13 protein-coding genes are annotated in these 16,327 nt (G+C 72.0%); 6 read left to right on the top strand and 7 right to left on the bottom strand.

The genetic code is table 11. The features are described from left to right. Positions 1–3 precede the first annotated feature (3 nt). Positions 4–1,041 carry an LLM class F420-dependent oxidoreductase gene (locus ACBR40_RS26480; protein WP_371250489.1) on the bottom strand — a complete coding sequence of 346 codons (1,038 nt, stop codon included), beginning with the start codon at positions 1,039–1,041 and terminating at the stop codon, positions 4–6. Between the two features lie 94 nt (positions 1,042–1,135). Next, complete coding sequence (locus tag ACBR40_RS26475; RefSeq protein WP_371250488.1) at positions 1,136–2,032, bottom strand: LysR substrate-binding domain-containing protein; 897 nt, start codon at positions 2,030–2,032, stop codon at positions 1,136–1,138. A gap of 96 nt (positions 2,033–2,128) precedes the next feature. On the opposite strand from ACBR40_RS26475, the gene ACBR40_RS26470 reads away from it, so the two are divergent. Beyond that, positions 2,129–3,151, top strand: a complete 1,023-nt coding sequence (locus tag ACBR40_RS26470; protein WP_371250487.1) for a nitrilase family protein — start codon at positions 2,129–2,131, stop codon at positions 3,149–3,151. 118 nt (positions 3,152–3,269) lie between these two features. On the opposite strand, the gene ACBR40_RS26465 is transcribed toward ACBR40_RS26470, so the two are convergent. Then, a complete protein-coding gene (locus ACBR40_RS26465; RefSeq protein ID WP_371250486.1) occupies positions 3,270–3,500 on the bottom strand; it encodes a hypothetical protein in 231 nt (76 codons plus the stop codon). Positions 3,501–3,595: 95 nt separating this feature from the next. On the opposite strand from ACBR40_RS26465, the gene ACBR40_RS26460 reads away from it, so the two are divergent. The 3 genes from ACBR40_RS26460 (at position 3,596) to ACBR40_RS26450 (ending at position 8,305) form a co-directional block, all read left to right on the top strand. After that, positions 3,596–3,919, top strand: coding sequence for a hypothetical protein (locus tag ACBR40_RS26460; protein WP_371250485.1), 324 nt, complete (start codon positions 3,596–3,598; stop codon positions 3,917–3,919). 421 nt (positions 3,920–4,340) lie between these two features. Then, positions 4,341–4,814: a hypothetical protein gene (locus ACBR40_RS26455; protein ID WP_371250484.1), complete on the top strand. Its 474-nt coding sequence runs from the start codon at positions 4,341–4,343 to the stop codon at positions 4,812–4,814. A gap of 119 nt (positions 4,815–4,933) precedes the next feature. Then, complete coding sequence (locus ACBR40_RS26450; protein WP_371250483.1) at positions 4,934–8,305, top strand: BTAD domain-containing putative transcriptional regulator; 3,372 nt, start codon at positions 4,934–4,936, stop codon at positions 8,303–8,305. A 6-nt stretch (positions 8,306–8,311) separates the two neighbouring features. On the opposite strand, the gene ACBR40_RS26445 is transcribed toward ACBR40_RS26450, so the two are convergent. From ACBR40_RS26445 to ACBR40_RS26430, 4 genes are all read right to left on the bottom strand, one after another. Next, positions 8,312–10,474: a peptidase domain-containing ABC transporter gene (locus ACBR40_RS26445; protein WP_371250482.1), complete on the bottom strand. Its 2,163-nt coding sequence runs from the start codon at positions 10,472–10,474 to the stop codon at positions 8,312–8,314. After that, positions 10,459–11,493 (bottom strand): TIGR04500 family putative peptide maturation system protein, encoded by a 1,035-nt coding sequence (locus ACBR40_RS26440; protein WP_344219470.1) that lies wholly within the window; start codon positions 11,491–11,493, stop codon positions 10,459–10,461. The genes ACBR40_RS26445 and ACBR40_RS26440 overlap by 16 nt, the downstream gene beginning before the upstream one ends. Then, complete coding sequence (locus ACBR40_RS26435) at positions 11,483–12,475, bottom strand: MvdC/MvdD family ATP grasp protein (protein WP_371250481.1); 993 nt, start codon at positions 12,473–12,475, stop codon at positions 11,483–11,485. The genes ACBR40_RS26440 and ACBR40_RS26435 overlap by 11 nt, the downstream gene beginning before the upstream one ends. A 78-nt stretch (positions 12,476–12,553) precedes the next feature. Beyond that, the gene (locus tag ACBR40_RS26430; protein ID WP_371250480.1) at positions 12,554–12,748 is read right to left on the bottom strand and encodes a hypothetical protein; all 195 of its coding nucleotides are present in this window, start codon (positions 12,746–12,748) and stop codon (positions 12,554–12,556) included. Positions 12,749–13,289: 541 nt separating this feature from the next. Here ACBR40_RS26430 and glyA point away from each other — a divergent pair. Both glyA and ACBR40_RS26420 read left to right on the top strand, forming a co-directional pair. Next, the gene (gene glyA, locus ACBR40_RS26425) at positions 13,290–14,654 is read left to right on the top strand and encodes a serine hydroxymethyltransferase (protein ID WP_371250479.1); all 1,365 of its coding nucleotides are present in this window, start codon (positions 13,290–13,292) and stop codon (positions 14,652–14,654) included. Between the two features lie 63 nt (positions 14,655–14,717). Further along, complete coding sequence (locus ACBR40_RS26420; RefSeq protein ID WP_371250478.1) at positions 14,718–16,154, top strand: methyltransferase domain-containing protein; 1,437 nt, start codon at positions 14,718–14,720, stop codon at positions 16,152–16,154. Positions 16,155–16,327: the final 173 nt, after the last annotated feature.

The raw sequence follows: 16,327 nt of genomic DNA, 5'->3' as shown, positions 1-16,327 counted from the left end.
GGCTCAGGCGTTGAGCTCGGCCAGCCACCCGAGCTGGTCGGCGCGGTCGTCCACGGTGGGCGCGTTCAGTCCGACGATGAGCCGGGTCGCGCCCGCCTTGCGGTAGTCCTCCAGGCGCTCGCGCACCCGCGCGGGCGTCCCGCACAGCGTCAGGGCGTCGACCAGGTCGTCCGGGACCTCCTCCATCGCCTCGCCGAGGTCGCCGTCGAGGTAGGCGTCGCGTACGCGGGCCGCCGCCGGGCCGAACCCGAGCCGGTGCGCGAGCCGGTTGTAGAAGTTGACCTGCCGGGTGCCCATGCCGCCGAGGTAGAGCGCGAGCATCGGGCGGATCAGGTCGCGGGCGTAGTCGGCGTCGTCGTCGACCATGGCCATGACCATCGGCGAGACCTCCACCTCGGAGGCGTTGCGGCCGGCGCGGGCCGCTCCGGCGCGCAGGTGCTCCATCGTCTCGGCGAGGTGCTCGGGCGGGAAGTGGATGGGCAGCCAGCCGTCGGCGATCTCCCCGGCCAGCGCGACCGCCTTCGGCCCCATGGCGGCCAGGTGGACGGGCAGCGGCTGCCGGACGGGCGAGACCGTCATGCTCAGCGCCTTGCCCCGGCTGTCCGGCAGCGGCAGCACGATCTCCGGGCCGGCGTGCTCGACCGGGCGGCCCGCGAGCGCGGTGCGGACGACGGCCACATAGTCGCGCAGGTGGGCCAGGGGCCGCTCGTAGCGCTGGCCGTGCCAGCCCTCGGCCACCTGCGGTCCCGACGCGCCGAGCCCGAGCAGGAACCGGCCGCCCGAGACCCGGTCGACCGTGGTCGCGGCCATCGCCGCCGCGATCGCGGTGCGGCCGGTCACCTGGAGCACGCCGGTGCCGAGGCCGATGCGCTCGGTGCCGGCCGCCAGCCAGGCCATCGTGGTCACCGGGTCGACGCCGTACCCTTCCGACGCCCACACCGAGTCGTAGCCGAGCCGTTCGGCCTCGCGTACCAGCGTGAGCTGGGCGTCGTGGCCGGCCGCCACGGGGCCGAGGGTGCCGATGCTGAATCCGAGCCGCACTGCCGCCTCCTCCTGCGCCGATCTTGCTCTACTCTCCCCCAGAAGCCCCGCGGGAGCCAGGGCCGCATCGCCCCTGATCCCCCGAAGGCCCCGGCTATTTCATGCGTGCGTCACGGCTGGTCGCCGGCCGCTGTTCGCGGATCAGCGCGAGAAACCCGGCCGTCAGAGCGTGCATGTGCTCACGGTTCCACACCGCTGAGATCTGCCACGCGGCGGCCGGATGCCCGATCGGCGTGATCGTGACCGGTGCCGGCGCGATGCGGGCGGCGCTGGCCGGCACGAACGCGGCGCCCGCCTCCGCCGCCACCAGCGCCAGGACGGTCTGCAGGTCATGCGCCTCCTGGATGACGGTGGGACGGATCCCGGTGGCGTCGCAGAAGCGGTCGATCTGCTCTGCCAACCCCGGCCCTTTCACCTGCGCCAACTGCAGGAAGTCATGGCGGGCGACCCATCCGGGAAGGTCCGCGGGCCGTGGCGGAGGCTCGCCGGCATGGGCGAGGGCGAGGCGGTCGGTGCCCACGGGCAGGTGCTCCCAGCCGGCTTCGCGGGGCGGACGGACGAAGCCGACGTCGAGCCGGCCCGCCCTGATGTCGTCGAGCTGCTGCTGGGAGGACATGTCGTCGAGGGTGACGTGCGCGCCGGGACAGCGTTGCCGGAAGGCGGCGACCAGGCGGGGAACCAGGTCGATGCTCGACAGCCCGAACCCGACCGTCAGGGTGCCGGCCTCGCCGCGTGCCATCCTCGTCATCCGCTGGGTGAGCGCGTCGGCGTGCCGGACGAGGGACTGCGCCTCGGGCAGCAGCAGGGCGCCCAGCCGCGTGGGCGTGGCGCCGTGCCGTCCACGGTCGAACAGCCGGCCGCCCACCTGCGCCTCCAGGGTCTGGATCTGCTTGGTGAGTGTCGGCTGGGTGATGTTGAGCCGGTCGGCAGCGCGGCCGTAGTGACGGTGCTCGGTGACGGCGAGGAAGGCGCGGAGCAGGCCGAGGTCCATTCGCCCAATCTATCGAATGCCACAAATGATTCATTGGACGCATGGGAGGGCGATGCGGTCTGCTGGTGCACCGAACGCGAGAATGGGAGAGTCTTCATGAGACGGAGCGACGACATGGGCGGCGGTTCCGCGGCGGCCCTGCGCTGCGCGAGCGTGCAGTTCGAGCCTCGGCCCGACGACAAGGCGTACAACCTGGCCCAGATCGAGCAGCACCTGCGGGCCGCGGCGGAGCAGGGGGCCCAGGTCGTGGCCTTTCCCGAGATGTGCCTGCTGGGGTACTGGCATCTGCGCAGGCATCCGGCCGAGCGGCTGCGGGCGCTGGCCGAGCCGGTGGACGGTCCGTCCGTCGCCGCGGTCCGCGAACTGGCACTCGCGCGGGGGGTCGCCGCGGGGGTGGGCTTCCTGGAGGCCGGCGAGGAGGGCCGGCTGTTCAACAGCTACGCCGTCTGCCTGCCGGACGGGCGGGTGCACCGGCACCGCAAGCTGCACGCCTTCGAGCACCCGGCCATCGGCAGCGGCGACGCCTACACCGTCTTCGACACGCCGTGGGGCGTACGCATGGGCGTCCTCATCTGCTGGGACAACAACCTGGTCGAGAACGTCAGGGCCACGGCGCTGATGGGCGCCTCGGTGCTGCTGGCGCCCCACCAGACCGGTGGCACCGACTCCCGCAGCCCGCACGGGATGCGGCCGATCCCCGTACCGCTCTGGCGCGGCCGGCACCAGGACCCGCAGGCGATCGAGGCCGAGCTGCGCGGCCCCAGCGGGCGCGAGTGGCTGATGCGTTGGCTGCCCTCCCGGGCGCACGACAACGGGCTGTTCGTCGTGTTCAGCAACGGCGTCGGGGAGGACGACGGCGAGATCCGCACCGGGAACGCCATGATCATCGACCCTTACGGCCGCATCCTCGCCGAGACCTGGAAGGCGGGCGACGACCTGGTCGTCGCCGACCTCGATCTCACCCTGCTGCCGCTCTCGACGGGCCGGCGCTGGATGCAGGGACGGCGCCCGGAGCTGTACGACATCCTCACCCGCCGCTTCGGGGACGAACGCGCGCCCCGCGCCGCGCGCTTCGCCACCGACCCGGTGCCCCTTCGCCGCCGCGCCCTCGATGAGTGACGTGCCCGAACCATCAGACCTCTGCGGTGAGCCGCGTCACTGATCGGCAACGGCAGGACCGCGCTGGTCGCGACTGCGGGCAAACATGCAGAATCGTGCACGGTCTGTGGCCGCACTGTCAGGCATGGATAGGTGGGGCGCCGAGTGAGCTTACGGCGGCGTTCTCGCCGCCGGTATCGGCGACGATTCCAGCGACGTCCGCCAACAGCAGAACGGCGAAACGGGAGGCCGTGCCGGTCTTCTCCGTGCCGGCCACGGTGGGGCCGTGGGTGACGACGGTGGCGCGCAGGTCGAGCGGGAGCGCGCGGACGGCCGCGATAACGGTGGTGCCAGGTGCGATCCCCGCCAAGGAGATTCTGCACGATTTCCCTTGATTTTTCCGAGTATTTCCTGTTATAGTTCCACAACGTGATGATTCTTATCGCTGGAGCCTGCCATTCAGGCATGAACGATGAACCCGAGCTGATGGCGAGCGATCCGGCCCGACTGGAGGAGGCTCGGCCTGGCCAATGTGCGGGCGGCACCGGACCGGCCGACCCGGTGGCCGAGCAGATCATGCACCCCACCGCAGAGCGCCTGCTGCGGCACTGCGACGCGGTCCTGCGGCTGGCGGGCGAGTCCACCGGCGCCGACGAGGACGTACGGATCGCCACCGAGCGCGGCCTGCCCGTCTACCACCGGGTGGAGGATGTTCAGCTCGACGACCTCGACGCCCGGGTCGCCACCGCGGTCGAGGTGCCCGCCCTGCGGGCCGCACGGCCATGGTGATCGTCGGCTTGTCTGCGCGGGCGCCATAACGGTTTTACAATCTCGTATCTAATCGTTTAGATAGAGTCTGCACAGCGATCTAAACGATTAGATGAGGTTGATCGTGCCGCCTCTTCCCCTGGTCGTCGACACCGACACCGTCTCTGACGACGCCGTGGCCCTGCTGCTGGCCGCCGGCGAGCTGTGCGCCGTGACCACGGTCGCAGGCACGGTGACGCGGCAACCAACACAGGTGGAGAAGGGCACAGGCCACCAATGCGCGCGGCGGCGGAGAGTCACGGCGGCCGGCATCCCGCCGCCGACACCCAGGTCGACATGGCCGAGGGCGAGCCGACGCTGAGCTCCCCTGGCCTCATCGGATCTGCTGACCCGCCGGCCGCGCGCGTCTGTTCGCTGTGTGTAATCAGAAGGAAGAAAGAACATGTCACGAGATCAGCTATGTCTGGACGTCCCGTCCTCCTACTCACGTTTGCTGGAGGATCACCTGGCGGAATGGTCGGAGCGGACCGGGATCACGGTGGAGCTGTGGGCGCTGCCGAAAACGCACCTCGCCGGGCACCCTCGCACCATCGTCCATCGTGTGATCCGCGAGGTGCTGCGGGAGATCGAAGGTCACGCGCAGGCCCGTACCGTCGGCTTTGCTCTCACCACGGCCCGCACCGGGCTGCGCTTGACGATCAGTGATGACGGCGGCGGCATGACGGTGAGAGCTCGCGAAGCGCTGGAGGCGCGCCTGCTGACGAGCCGAGCCGATCTCGGTGCGCTGGGCGGCGGCCTCAGCGTCAACAGCGTGCCCGGCGAGGGCACCACCGTCAGCGCCGCCCTGCCTCCGCAGGCGCTCGAACACGCCTCTGAGGAGAACGACCTCGTACCGGCCGGTCTGACGGAATTGTAGACAATGGGTTGCCGTGCCGGACGTCACTGGCCGGTTAGCAGGCTCCGGCGCCAGTGGCATCTGCGGGGGTGTCGTGGGGCGCGCCGGCGCGCGGAGACGATGATGGGGGAAGATCGGCGATGGGGGCAGCGCGCGTGAGGTTCCGGGTGCTCGGAGCGCTGGAGGTTTGCGACGATGACCGGGGCCGGGTGGAGCTGCGCGGCCGGCGCCAGCGTGCGGTGCTGGCCCGGCTTCTGCTGGCACGGGGCGCCGTGGTCTCCACGGATGCGCTCATCGCGGACGTGTACGACGGATCGCCGCCGGCCACCGCCCTGCCGACGCTGCATTCGTACATCAGTAATCTGCGCCGCGTCCTGGAGCCCGAGCGGCCTCGCGGCGCGCCGCCACAGCTCCTCGTCGCGCGGCAGCCCGGCTACCTGCTCGCCACCGGGGACGTGGACGCGATCGAGTTCGCCGGGCTGGTGGAGCGGGCCGAGGTGCAGTCGGCCGAGGACAGGCTCGACCACCTGGACAGGGCGCTGCGGTTGTGGCGCGGCGTCCCCTATGACGAGTTCGCCGACCGGCCGTGGGCGCTCGCCGAGGTCACCCGGCTGTGCGAGCTGCGGATGACCGCCGTCGAACGCCGGGCCGAGACGCTGATCGACCTGGGCCGTCCCCATCTCGTGATCGGCGGGTTGGAGGCGGAGACGTTCGAGCACCCGCTGCGCGAGCGGCTGTGGAGTCTGCTGGCCCTGGCGCTGTACCGCACCGGGCGGCAGGCCGATGCGCTGGCCGTGCTGCGCCGGGCGAAGGAGCGGCTCGCCGAAGAGCTCGGGCTCGACCCCGGACCGGAGCTGCGGGCACTGGAGGAGGACATCCTCCGGCAGGTGGACTCCCTGGACCCCGTACGCGCCGCCGCGGTGCTGTCCGCGGCGGCCCCGTCCGAGCGGCGCCGGCCCGTACCCGGCCGGGAGCGGCAGCTCGCGGCCCTTCGGGAGCTGCTCGACGAGGGCGGTGTGGCCGTGGCCGCGGTGACCGGCGAGCCGGGCATCGGCAAGACCTTCCTGCTGGAGGCGTTCGGCGAGCACTGCGCCGGCCTCGGCCACCTCGTGCTGTGGGGCGACTGCCTCGATCTGCGGGGGGCGCCTCCGCTGTGGCCGTGGCTGCGGGTGCTGAACACGCTCGTCCGCCATCACCCGCCCGCCGACCGGGCAGCGCTGGCCGGTCTCCTTGACGACGAGCAGCCCGCGGGCCCGACCTCCGCCGCGCTGCTGCGCCGCAACCAGGCCGTCGCGGACTGGCTGCTGGCGGCGGCGCGAATCCAGCCGGTGATCGTCGTTCTGGACGACCTGCACTGGGCCGACCCGGCCTCGCTCGAACTGCTCAAAGACCTGATCATGCTGACGAGCAGGCCGGCGGCGAAGACGCCCCTCAAGATCGTGGCGGCCTTCCGCGACCGGGACGAGTCACGGACCGCCGGCGCCGGGCTGCCCGTGGACGAGCTGCTGACCCGCCTCGTCCGCTACGACCTGCGGCGCGTCCACCTGGACGGTCTCGACACGGACGCCGTGCGGGCCATCGCGGCGGGCATGAAGGCGACGGTGGACGAGGTCACCGCCAGGCGGCTGGCCGACCGTACCGGAGGGAACCCGTTCTTCGTCAGGGAAAGCGTCCGGTTGCTCGCCCAGGGCCGCCCGCTCGACACGGTGCCCGACGCGGTCGCCACCGTGGTCCGCCAGCGGATCGGCGCGCTCGGGCGGCGGGCGGGCGAGGTGCTCGGCGTCGCGGCGGTACTCGGCCGTGACTTCGACCCCGCGGCGGTCGCCGAGATCTGCCGCGCACAAGCCGCTCCCCCTCTCGGGAGATCCGAGGCCGCTGACGATCAGGAAATCTGCGACCTGCTGGACCAGGCGGTCCGGGCCGGGCTGGTCGTCCCGCGCGACGGCCGGATGGCCTTCGCGCACGACCTGGTCCGGGACACCCTGGTGCACGACCTCCCGCCCCTGCGCAAGGCGGCGATCCACCGCGGCGTGATGGTCTCCCTGTCCTCACGGCCGAACGCCGACGTGGCCGTCATCGCGCACCACGCGGTCGAGGCCGGTCCCGCGGCCTACGGCGAGGCGGTGCGATGGGCGCGCGCGGCGGCTGAGCAGGCCGGCCTGCGCCTGGCCTACGAGGAGGCCGCGATGTGGTGGAAGCGGGCGATCACCGCGCACGGCGCCCGCGCCGGCGACCCGCTCGACCATCTGGAGCTGCTGCTCGGTCAGGTACGGGCGCTGCTGGACTCCGGGGACGCGGTCGGCGCGCGGCAGGCCAGGGCCCGGGCCATCCACGCCGCCGACAGGGCGGCGGCGGGGCCGGAGCCGACCGCCCGGGCTCTCACCGCTCTCGACGCGCCCGCGATCTGGACGCTGCGCGACCCGTACGAGGCGGTGGACCTGCGGCTCGTGCACCGGCTGGAGTCCGCGCTGCGCGACCTGCCCGCGACCGACAGCCCCACGCGGGCCCGTCTGCTCGGCGTCCTGGCCGAGGAGCTGTACGACGCGACCGACGACCCGCGCCGCGACGCCCTGGCCATCGAAGCGGTCGAGATGGCCCGCCGGCTGGGCGATCCGCGCCTGCTGGTGCGGATGCTCAACGCCCGCTACCTGTCGCTGCCCGCGCTGCCCGCTCACGCCCCCGAACCGGTGGAGATCGCCGCCGACCTGCTCGACGCGGCCGTACGGGCCGGGGAACCGGACTTCGAGCTGCTCGCGCACATGATCTTCAGCCACCACCGGCTGGAGGCGTTCGACGTGGCGGGCGCGGACGACGCCGCGGCCCGCTGCGACACGCTGCTGGAGCGGCTGCCGCTACCCTGGCCGCGCTTCCAGCACACGCTGTGGCGGGCCAACCGGCTCGTCCTGGCCGGCCGGTTCGACGACGCCGAGGCCCAGTACCGCGAGGCAGGCCGGCTGGCCGGCCGGCTGGGCGTGTGGCACGGCGAAGCGGTGGTGACCGCCGGGCGGCTCATCCTGCACTACCACCGGGGCACCCTGGCCGAGGCCGGGCCGCTCGTCGAGGCGATCGCGGGCATTCATCCCTCTGCCGACCACGACCTGCGGGTCCTGCTGCTGATCCGGCAGGGGCGGGCCGCCGAGGCGCGCCGGCTGGCGGCGGGCGGCTGGCCCGAGCGGGTGCGGGACTGGTCGTGGCTCACCATGACCTGCCTCCAGGGCGCGGCGCAGGCTGCGGTCGGAGACGTCCGCGCCTGCCGGGCGACCTACGCCGAACTGCTGCCCTACAGCGGCACCATCGCGGTCAGCTCCGCCGTGGTCACGCTGGGGCCCGTCGACTTCTTCCTGGCCCGGCTGGCCGAGGCCGTGGGTGACCGCGACGCGGCCGCCCGGCATCTGGCCACGCTGACCGGCCTTGCCGCCCGCAACGGGCTCACCTGGTGGAGCACGCGGGCGAGAGAGACGGCACTCCTGCTCGGCGAGCCGGTCGCGGTGCCGTCGGCGGCATCCCGGTAGCGGTCCTCACCTGGCCGAGGATCGGACCTGCTGCCCCGCCGTTCTGTGCTGGTAGCGCACCAGGCCGGCGTAGTAGCCGCCGTACGCCATGAGCCGGTCGTGGGTGCCGGCCTCGACCAGACGGCCCCGGTCCAGCACGACGATGAGATCGGCGTCCTGGATGGTGGACAGGCGGTGGGCGATGACGATCTGCGTCTGGCCCAGGTGCAGGAGATTGCGGCGGATGCGTTCCTCCGTGACGCCGTCCAGGCTGGCGGTCGGCTCGTCGAGCAGCAGGATCCTGGGCCGGCCGGCGAGCGCGCGGGCCAGCGCGATCCGCTGACGCTGCCCGCCGGACAGACGCGCACCGCCCTCTCCGATGTCGGTGTCGTAGCCCTGCGGCAGCCGGACGATCTCGTCGTGGATCTCGGCCAGGCGGGCGGCCTCCTCGACGGCCTGCCGGCTCATCTCGGCGAAACCGGCGATATTGGCCCGGATCGTGCCGGCGAACAGGTGCGGCTGCTGGGTGACGACTCCCACCTGCCTCCGCAGCCAGCGCAGGTCGATCTCCTCCAGCGGGATCCCGTCGAACCGGATCTGCCCGGCGGCGGGCTCCACCAGCCCGACCAGCGCCCGGCCGAGCGTCGTCTTGCCGGATCCCGAGGCGCCGACGATCGCGACCCGCGCGCCCGGCGGGACGTGCAGCGAGATGTCCCGCAGCACCGGGGCGCGGGAGTCGTAGCCGGAGGACAGACCGGAGACGGCCACGCCGCCGCGCAGCCCGCCCGCCGGCCGGGTCCCGCCCACGCGTTCCGGCGTCGCGCTCATCAGGTCGGCGATCCGCCCGACGTGGGCGCCGGCGAGCTGGAGCTGGTAGGTGATGCCGAGCAACGAGCTCAGCGGCGTGATCGCGGCGGCCGCCAGCGTCACCAGGGCGAGCTGGTCGCCCAGCGACGCCCCCTGCCCGGCGGTGGCGAACACGGCCACCAGCAATCCCAGGTCGAGCGCCATCCCCAGCGCGTTGCTCGCGGCCTGCACCCCGGCCACGTGCCGGTTGCGGGCCGCACTCGTGGTCAGCTCCTCGTCGTGCTGCTCACGCCAGCGGCTGACGGCGGCGGCCTCCCCACCCGTGGCCTTGATCGCCTCGATGCCCGCGAGGCTGTCCACCAGGGCGGCCTGGGTGGCGGCACTGCTGTGCACGGCGGCCAGGGCCAGATGCCGCCCGCGACGGGCCGTGACCAGCACGACGGCGGCCTGGGCGAGAGCCGTCACCAGCGTCAGCAGCCCGAGCCAGGGCGCGGCCACGAACAGCAGCGTCAGGTACGACACCGCGGTCAGCAGGTCGAACAGGAAGGCCAGTGACTGATCGGTGAGCAGGTCGCGCAGCACCGTCACGCCGCCCAGCCGGCTCAGCAGGTCGCCTTTGGACCTGCTCTGGAAGAAGCGGTACGGCAGGGCCAGCGTGTGACCGACGAGCTCGCGCATGACCTGCGCGGCCACCGACGTCTGCAACGCGATCAGTATCCGGGCGCGTACCCATGCGATCAGCGCATGCGTGACGACGACGCAGCAGGCCGCCGCCGCGAGCGCCGTGACGTCGACAGTCAGCGGCCGGTCCACCACCAGCTTGGTGAACACCGGCACCGCCAGGCCGAGGGCCTGCGCCGCCAGCGAGGACAGCAGCACGGCGGCGACCAGTTTGCGGTTCGTCAGCACCGGGGTCAGCAGCGGGCGCAGCACGGTCCAGGGACGCGAGGGCGCGGCGGCGGGCGCGAGCCCGGCAGGGGCGTCGGCGAGCAGCACGGTGCCGGAGTAACCGGCCTCGAACCGCTGGTGCGGCAGCCGGCGCCGGCCGCGGGCCGGGTCGAGCACGGTGACGCCGCGCGCCGTCACGCGCTCGACCACGACGAAATGGTTGTCGTTCCACAGTGCGATGAACGGCGCGGGCAGCCGCGCGACGGCGTCCAGCGGGGCGCGGCAGGCGCGCAGCCGCAGCCCGAACCGGGCGCCGGCCTGGATCATCTCCCGCAGGCTGACCCCGTCCACACTCTCGGCGAGGTGTTCGCGCATCTCGGTGAGACCGGTGCGACGGCCCAGCGCGCTGAGCACCATGGCCAGGCAGGCCGCGCCGCACTCGCTGCGGGTCAGTTGCATCCGCAGCGGCACCCGCCGGCTCACAGCCAGAACCACCTGATGTCCGCGGAGCGCCGCCGCTCGTCCAGCCACGCCTGGTAGGCCGCGTCCCGCGCCGCGTCGAGCACCTCGGGGTCGCCGGGCGAGGGCGGGACGACCTCGTACACGACGCCGGCCAGGTAGCCGCCCTCGACCGGAACCGGCCCCACCGCCTGCCCGGCCGGCAGCTCGCGTATCGGCTGGGGCAGCCGCGGGGTGAGGGCCGTGCACGCCTCCAGGCGCACCCGTGCGGAGCGCACCGCCGCGGCGGCCCGATCCAGGAACCCGTCCACCGGGCCGTCGGCGAGCTCGCCGACCACCTCCGGCCGCACCCCGGTCACCCACGCGGCACGCCGCAGCGTGAACTCCTCGGGGTGCTCGGCCAGGTGACGCCGGGCGGGCTCGCCCGCGAAGCGATCGCGGACGCGTGCGACGTAGGCCTGCGCCCTGACGTGATGCCAGAACGCCTCCTCGGACAGGCCGGCCTCGGCCAGCCAGGTCAGTGTCCGCTCCCGGGTGTCGAGCCCGCGACGCCGGCGGAACTCATCGGCCGCCCGCTGCGTCTCGGCGTCCGTGAGCGGCCCCTCGCCGCTCCTCATCTCCCCGAGCAGGATGCAATGGTCCACCAGCCGCTCGTGGATCTGCCGGTCGCGGGCGCCGAAGGCGCGGATGGTGGACAGCGCGGCGGCGATCGACAGGTCGTGCCCGTCGACGCGGAGGACCTGCCCCGCCGCCCAGTGCGTGGAGTGGTCGACCAGCCAGGGGATGCCGTCGTCCACCTCGGTCGACAGGGCGACCGTACCGCCGGCGGGGTGCTCCAGGAGCAGGTCGTAGCCGGCTCTGGTGGACCCCGGCGGCTGATCGACCACGAGCTCGGCGCTCAGCCACGGCCGCTCCTCCGACCAGGTGCGTACGCGTCGCCGCGCCTCGTCGGGCAGGTTCTTCGGCAGCTGACGCAACAGCGCCACCGCTTCGGCGAGTTCCGTCGCGAAGGCGGCGCGGGTCTCGGAGGAGGGCGTGATCTGCTCAGTGGACATCGGTGGGTTCCTCGTAGCCGGTCGGGGTGGTGAGCCAGCCGGCGATGGCGTCAGCGATGGGCAGGCCGGTCAACGTCTCGATGAAGGCCCACTGCCCGTCGACGTTGAGCTCCAGGAAGACGTACCGGCCGTCCGGGGTCACGATGAGGTCCAGCGCGCCGAAGCTCAGGCCGAGCTCCGCGACCAGGCGGACGCACCGCTCCGCGACCTCCGCCGGGAGATCGTAGGCCGAGTAGCCCACCTTGGGATCGCCGTAGTGCCGCCAGTCGACGGTCGTCAGCCGCGAGGCCTGGGAGTCGATGCGCGCGGCGAAGACCCGCTCGCCGACGACGGTCACCCGCAGCTCGTACGCCTTGGGCACATTGGGCTGCAGCATCGACGCCGCGTAACGCAACCGGTGCCGCCCGGACAGCCGCCGGCGCGGCACCGGGGTGGTGTAGAGGTGACCGTACTCTCCGTCGAGCGTGAACGTCCGGAAGCTCAGCGCCTTGGTGATGAGCCGGCCACCGGCCCTGGTCCAGGCCGGGACGAGCTCGGCCGGGTCGTTCGTCACCACCGTGTCCACCACGGTGAAGCCGAGCTGAACGGCCCGGTACAGGTGCAGCAGCTTGTTGTCGATCGCCTGGAGGTGCGCCGGTCGGGCGGGCATCCACCGCGCCCGCGTCATCAGGTCGTACGCGCCGGCGAGGGCATGCCCGGCCACGTGCTCGGCGAACTCGCGCTGCGACGGGTCCCGCACGGCCGGGGCCGACGGCCGGCCGGGGCGGCGATGCCAGACCGCTGTCACCCGCGACAGGTCGTGTTCCTCGCCCCGGTACGTCAGCGTCTGCCGCCAGCGGCCGTCGCGGTAGCTGGTGGTGAGGGTCGAGGCTTCCGGGTAGTCCGCCTCGTCCCACCACAGCGTCGGCACGCCGCGCTCACGCAACTTGGGCAGGACGGCGTGGACCGAGTCGTCGCCGTGGTCGCTAATGATCAGTAACACAGTCTGAAGTGCTCCTTCGTCGTCACGCGGGGAAGCCGGCGTCCGTGGACGCCGGCTTCCCCGCGACTTTCACGACGGTCAGCTCTGCTTGCAGTCCAAGCTCTTGCCGTTGTTGTACGACGTGCAGGTGAAGCCCGTCCCCGTCTCCATGCCGGCCGTGATCACCGAGCCGTCGTCGAGCACGATGTCGATCCCCGCGACGGTGTCAAGGTCCGAGCCGGAGAGCTCGGAAACACCCGCGGGAAGGTCGTCGATCTTCAGAATGCCACGCACGGCATTTCCCCCTTCTGGTTGCACAGGCCATGCCTTATGGCCTGCCGACAGTCTCACGGGCGCCGCTTGTGCTTCTCTTCAGCCCTTTGTCACCCCTTGAGCCCGCTTGAACGACCTGCTCCACCTGATGGTGTGAGCAGTCAGCGGCGGCCCTTGTACGTGCGCCGCAGATCCTCGACACCAGGCTCTGCTACGCGAGCGCGCCGCCGACGACTGGTCCCTGCGCGAGGCTCGGCGCCGCGCTGCACGGGGCCGGCCCAGGGCGAAGGCGTCGAGTTCCATGCGGACGACTGTTCAGCATCGGCCTTGCGGCTCACATGTGGCCACAGCGTCTTCTCGGCGATGAGGACATCAAGGCCGGTGGCGGTCCGCTTGTGAGTTCTTGCTTCGCGCACGCCGGTGGGGTCCCCGGTCACAAGCCGGCCACAAGCGGGCCCCCCTACCTTCGCCCCTGGCGGTCCGCGCGGCGCGGCACCGGGCGCCACCCCGCGTTGCCCGAGATCGACCACGCCTGGTGAGCCGGAAGCACAGGGAGGCACGTATGGAGAGCGCGCTCGGCCGCTGCCTGAGCGAGGGCGTCGACAAGTTACGCCGTGACGACCCCCTGCTGTTCGATCTGCTCGAAAGCGAGCACCGCCGCCAGACGGAGTCGCTGTCCCTGGTCGCCTCCAGCGGGGGCACCGACGCCAGTGTGCTGGCGGTGACGGGGTCCAGCATCGTCAACGTCACCGCCGGGGGATACCCGGGCAGGCGCCACCACGCGGGATGTCGTCACGTCGACCAGGTCGAAGAGCTGGCGATCGAGCGGGCCAAACAGGTCTTCGGCGCTCGGTACGTCAACGTCCAGCCCCATTGCGCCAGCTTCGCCAACCACAGCGTGATGCAGTCGGTGCTCCGGCCGGGCGAGACCATCCTCGGCATGTCCCTGGACCAGGGCGGCCACCTCACCCACGGGGCGGAGGTCAACCTGAGCGGCAGACTCTTCAAGGCGCACACGTACGGGGTCGACGACGAGGGCGTGATCGACTACCGGCAGCTCGGCGATCTCGCCCGCGCGCACCGGCCCCGGCTGATCGTCTGCGGCACCACCTCCTGCACCCGCTTGATCGACTTCGACCGTGTCCGCGCCATCGCCGATGACGTGGGCGCCTACGTTCTGGCCGATGTCACCCACATCGCCGGACTGGTGGCCGCCGGTCTGCACCCGAGCCCCATCGACGCCGCGCACTTCACGACGACGTGCACGTTCAAGCAGTTGTACGGTCCGCGAGGCGGGCTGATCATGATGGGCCGCGACGCGGACGTGCTCAGCGACGACGGCGTACGCACCCTGGCCCAGCGCGTCCAGAGCGCGGTGTTCCCGCTGATGCAGGGCTCTCCCGAGGTGCACACCATCGCCGCGAAGGCCCGCGCGCTCGGCCGGCTGCTGGACCCGGCCTTCCGCGACCTGGCCCGGCGGATCCGCGCCAACGCCGACGCGCTCGCCCGGTCGCTGGCCGGCCGCGGGTACGAGGTGGTGGGCGGCGGGACCGACAACCACATCGTGCTGTTCCGCGTGCCGGGCGGCCTCACCGGCGCCGATGCCGAACGGGCCCTGGAGCTCTGCGACATTCTGGTCAACAAGGACAAGATTCCGGGCGACACCCGTGGGGCCACGACGACGAGCGGGGTCCGTCTGGGCAGCAACAGCGTCTCGCTCCGCGGGATGGGCCCGTCGGAGATGGAGCGCTTTGCCGAACTGATCGACACGGTGCTCGCCCACGTCGTCCTGCTGCCCGGCGGTGGGCTCACCCTGCCGGACCCGGTGCGCGAGCGGGTGACCGCCTCCGTCCGGGAGCTGTGCCGCGCCTTCCCGCTGCCTTACGAGGCCGAGCCGGCGGCGTCCACGGGAACGAGGGCGGGTTGATCGACGAGTGGCCCTTTCTTCCGCCTCTCACCACCTCCAAGCGCTACCGGAAGGACCGCAGCAATGGATGACAGCAGGGAATTGACGGCACAGTGGCTGACCTGGGGCGAAGCCGCGGATGGGATACTCGCCCTGCGCAGGCGTGTGTTCATGGAGGAGATGAGCTGGCCGGAGAAGAGAATCCATCGCGACCGCGATCCGGACGGCCTCCACCTCTGCGCCGTGTCCGGCGGAGAGATCGTCGCGGCCATTTCCGCGTACGTCTACGAGCCGGGCGCCCCTGAACTGGACGCGCTGGCACTGTCCAGGGTGGAGGGGCCGAGCGTCGGAATAGGCATGCGGGTGGAACTCCCGGAATACCGGGGCCGGTTGCTCACCGCGGAAATCGGGACCTCCATGCTGCGGCAGATCAGCGAGTCACTGCTGCCGGCCCGGTTCTTCGTCTACGTGCACGCCGACTCGCTCCTGCACCTCGTCGACCGCTACGCGAGAAGGAACTTCAGCTATCACGCCCAGGTCGGCTCGGGCGCGGACACGCTGGTGGTGATGAAGGTCGAAGGCGAAGAGGAACTGGAGAGGTTCTACCTGCAACATCGGGATCTCACCAGGAAGTACTCGGCCGCCGGCGGCATTCCCGTGCCCTCGCTGGTCCGCTTTCTCGCCGAGAACAAGCGCGCGGACCTCTTGGCGGTGACCGGTCTGGGGGCGGAGAACCATTATCTGCGAGAACTACGCCTTGAGACCGAGGCGCCCCGCCTGGCCTCCCAGGGCCAGGTGATGCTCGCCGAGCAGCGACGGCGCCTGTCCATGACGCCCTTCCCGCCCGCACCCGCGTCACTGCTGGACATCGGGAGCGGGCCGGGAGACTACCTGGCCGCGGTCGCCGGGGAGGCGCCCTTCTCCGGCTATCAGGTGCGCGGCGTCGAACCCGCCGCCGAGCTGCTCTCGAGGGCCCGGGAGGCATACCCGGAACTCGACTTCCGCGAAGGCAGCGCGTACGCCACCGACGAGCCGGACTCGTCACGGGACGTGATCACCGCGAGCTTCGTGTTCATCCATCTCCGCAGCCCCGACCTCGCACTTCTGGAGATGCGACGGATTCTCCGGCCCGGCGGCCTGCTGTACGTCGTGGACGCCAACGACGCCACCTTCGCCGGCCCGGAGGTCGTGCGGCGGATGATGCAGGCCTACAACCGGGCATACGCCGGCGACCGGCTGATCCTGAACGACCTGCCGAGGCGGGCCCAGGAATTCGGCTTCGAGCTCGTCCGGCAGTTCTCGACGACGGTTCGCGACGGCGGAGGCGCCCGACCGGTTTTCGGCGAGGACGAGATCCGGCTCGGAAAAGCGGACGCGTGGAGTCTGCTCTCTTTCGTGCGCACACAGCCCGGCTGCGCGGAGATCTTCGAAGAGGCGCAGCAGCACTATTTCGCCACGGAGTGCCAGATCAGCCTGAACATCGAGACCCACGTCTATCGGCTGCGAACCGACACGCCTTGATCGCGGCTTTTTCTCGCAAGCCCGCCTCTGCCGACGACGGGTGCGGCGGAATCCTCATATGCGAACGACGACCCCGCCGGTCCGAGCCGGCGGGGTCGTCGTTTCCCCTCCGTGGCGGGAGCGGAGATCAGATGGCTGAGTCGCGGGGGGGGGGGGGGGGGGGGGGGGCGCCC

Origin of the sequence: Nonomuraea sp. AD125B, assembly GCF_041402765.1 — a bacterium.
GTDB classification, from domain to species: domain Bacteria; phylum Actinomycetota; class Actinomycetes; order Streptosporangiales; family Streptosporangiaceae; genus Nonomuraea; species Nonomuraea bangladeshensis.
The sequence above is the reverse complement of the archived record's forward strand: the minus strand, read 5'-3'. Positions and strand labels throughout refer to the sequence as shown.

Bases quoted from the DNA above. Each gene is read 5' to 3' on its own strand.
- ACBR40_RS26450 (WP_371250483.1), top strand. From the start codon at position 4,934: ATGGGGGCAGCGCGCGTGAGGTTCCGGGTGCTCGGAGCGCTGGAGGTT.
- glyA (WP_371250479.1), top strand. From the start codon at position 13,290: ATGGAGAGCGCGCTCGGCCGCTGCCTGAGCGAGGGCGTCGACAAGTTA.
- ACBR40_RS26440 (WP_344219470.1), bottom strand. From the start codon at position 11,493: ATGTCCACTGAGCAGATCACGCCCTCCTCCGAGACCCGCGCCGCCTTC.
- ACBR40_RS26460 (WP_371250485.1), top strand. From the start codon at position 3,596: ATGAACGATGAACCCGAGCTGATGGCGAGCGATCCGGCCCGACTGGAG.
- ACBR40_RS26470 (WP_371250487.1), top strand. From the start codon at position 2,129: ATGAGACGGAGCGACGACATGGGCGGCGGTTCCGCGGCGGCCCTGCGC.
- ACBR40_RS26475 (WP_371250488.1), bottom strand. From the start codon at position 2,032: ATGGACCTCGGCCTGCTCCGCGCCTTCCTCGCCGTCACCGAGCACCGT.
- ACBR40_RS26455 (WP_371250484.1), top strand. From the start codon at position 4,341: ATGTCACGAGATCAGCTATGTCTGGACGTCCCGTCCTCCTACTCACGT.
- ACBR40_RS26420 (WP_371250478.1), top strand. From the start codon at position 14,718: ATGGATGACAGCAGGGAATTGACGGCACAGTGGCTGACCTGGGGCGAA.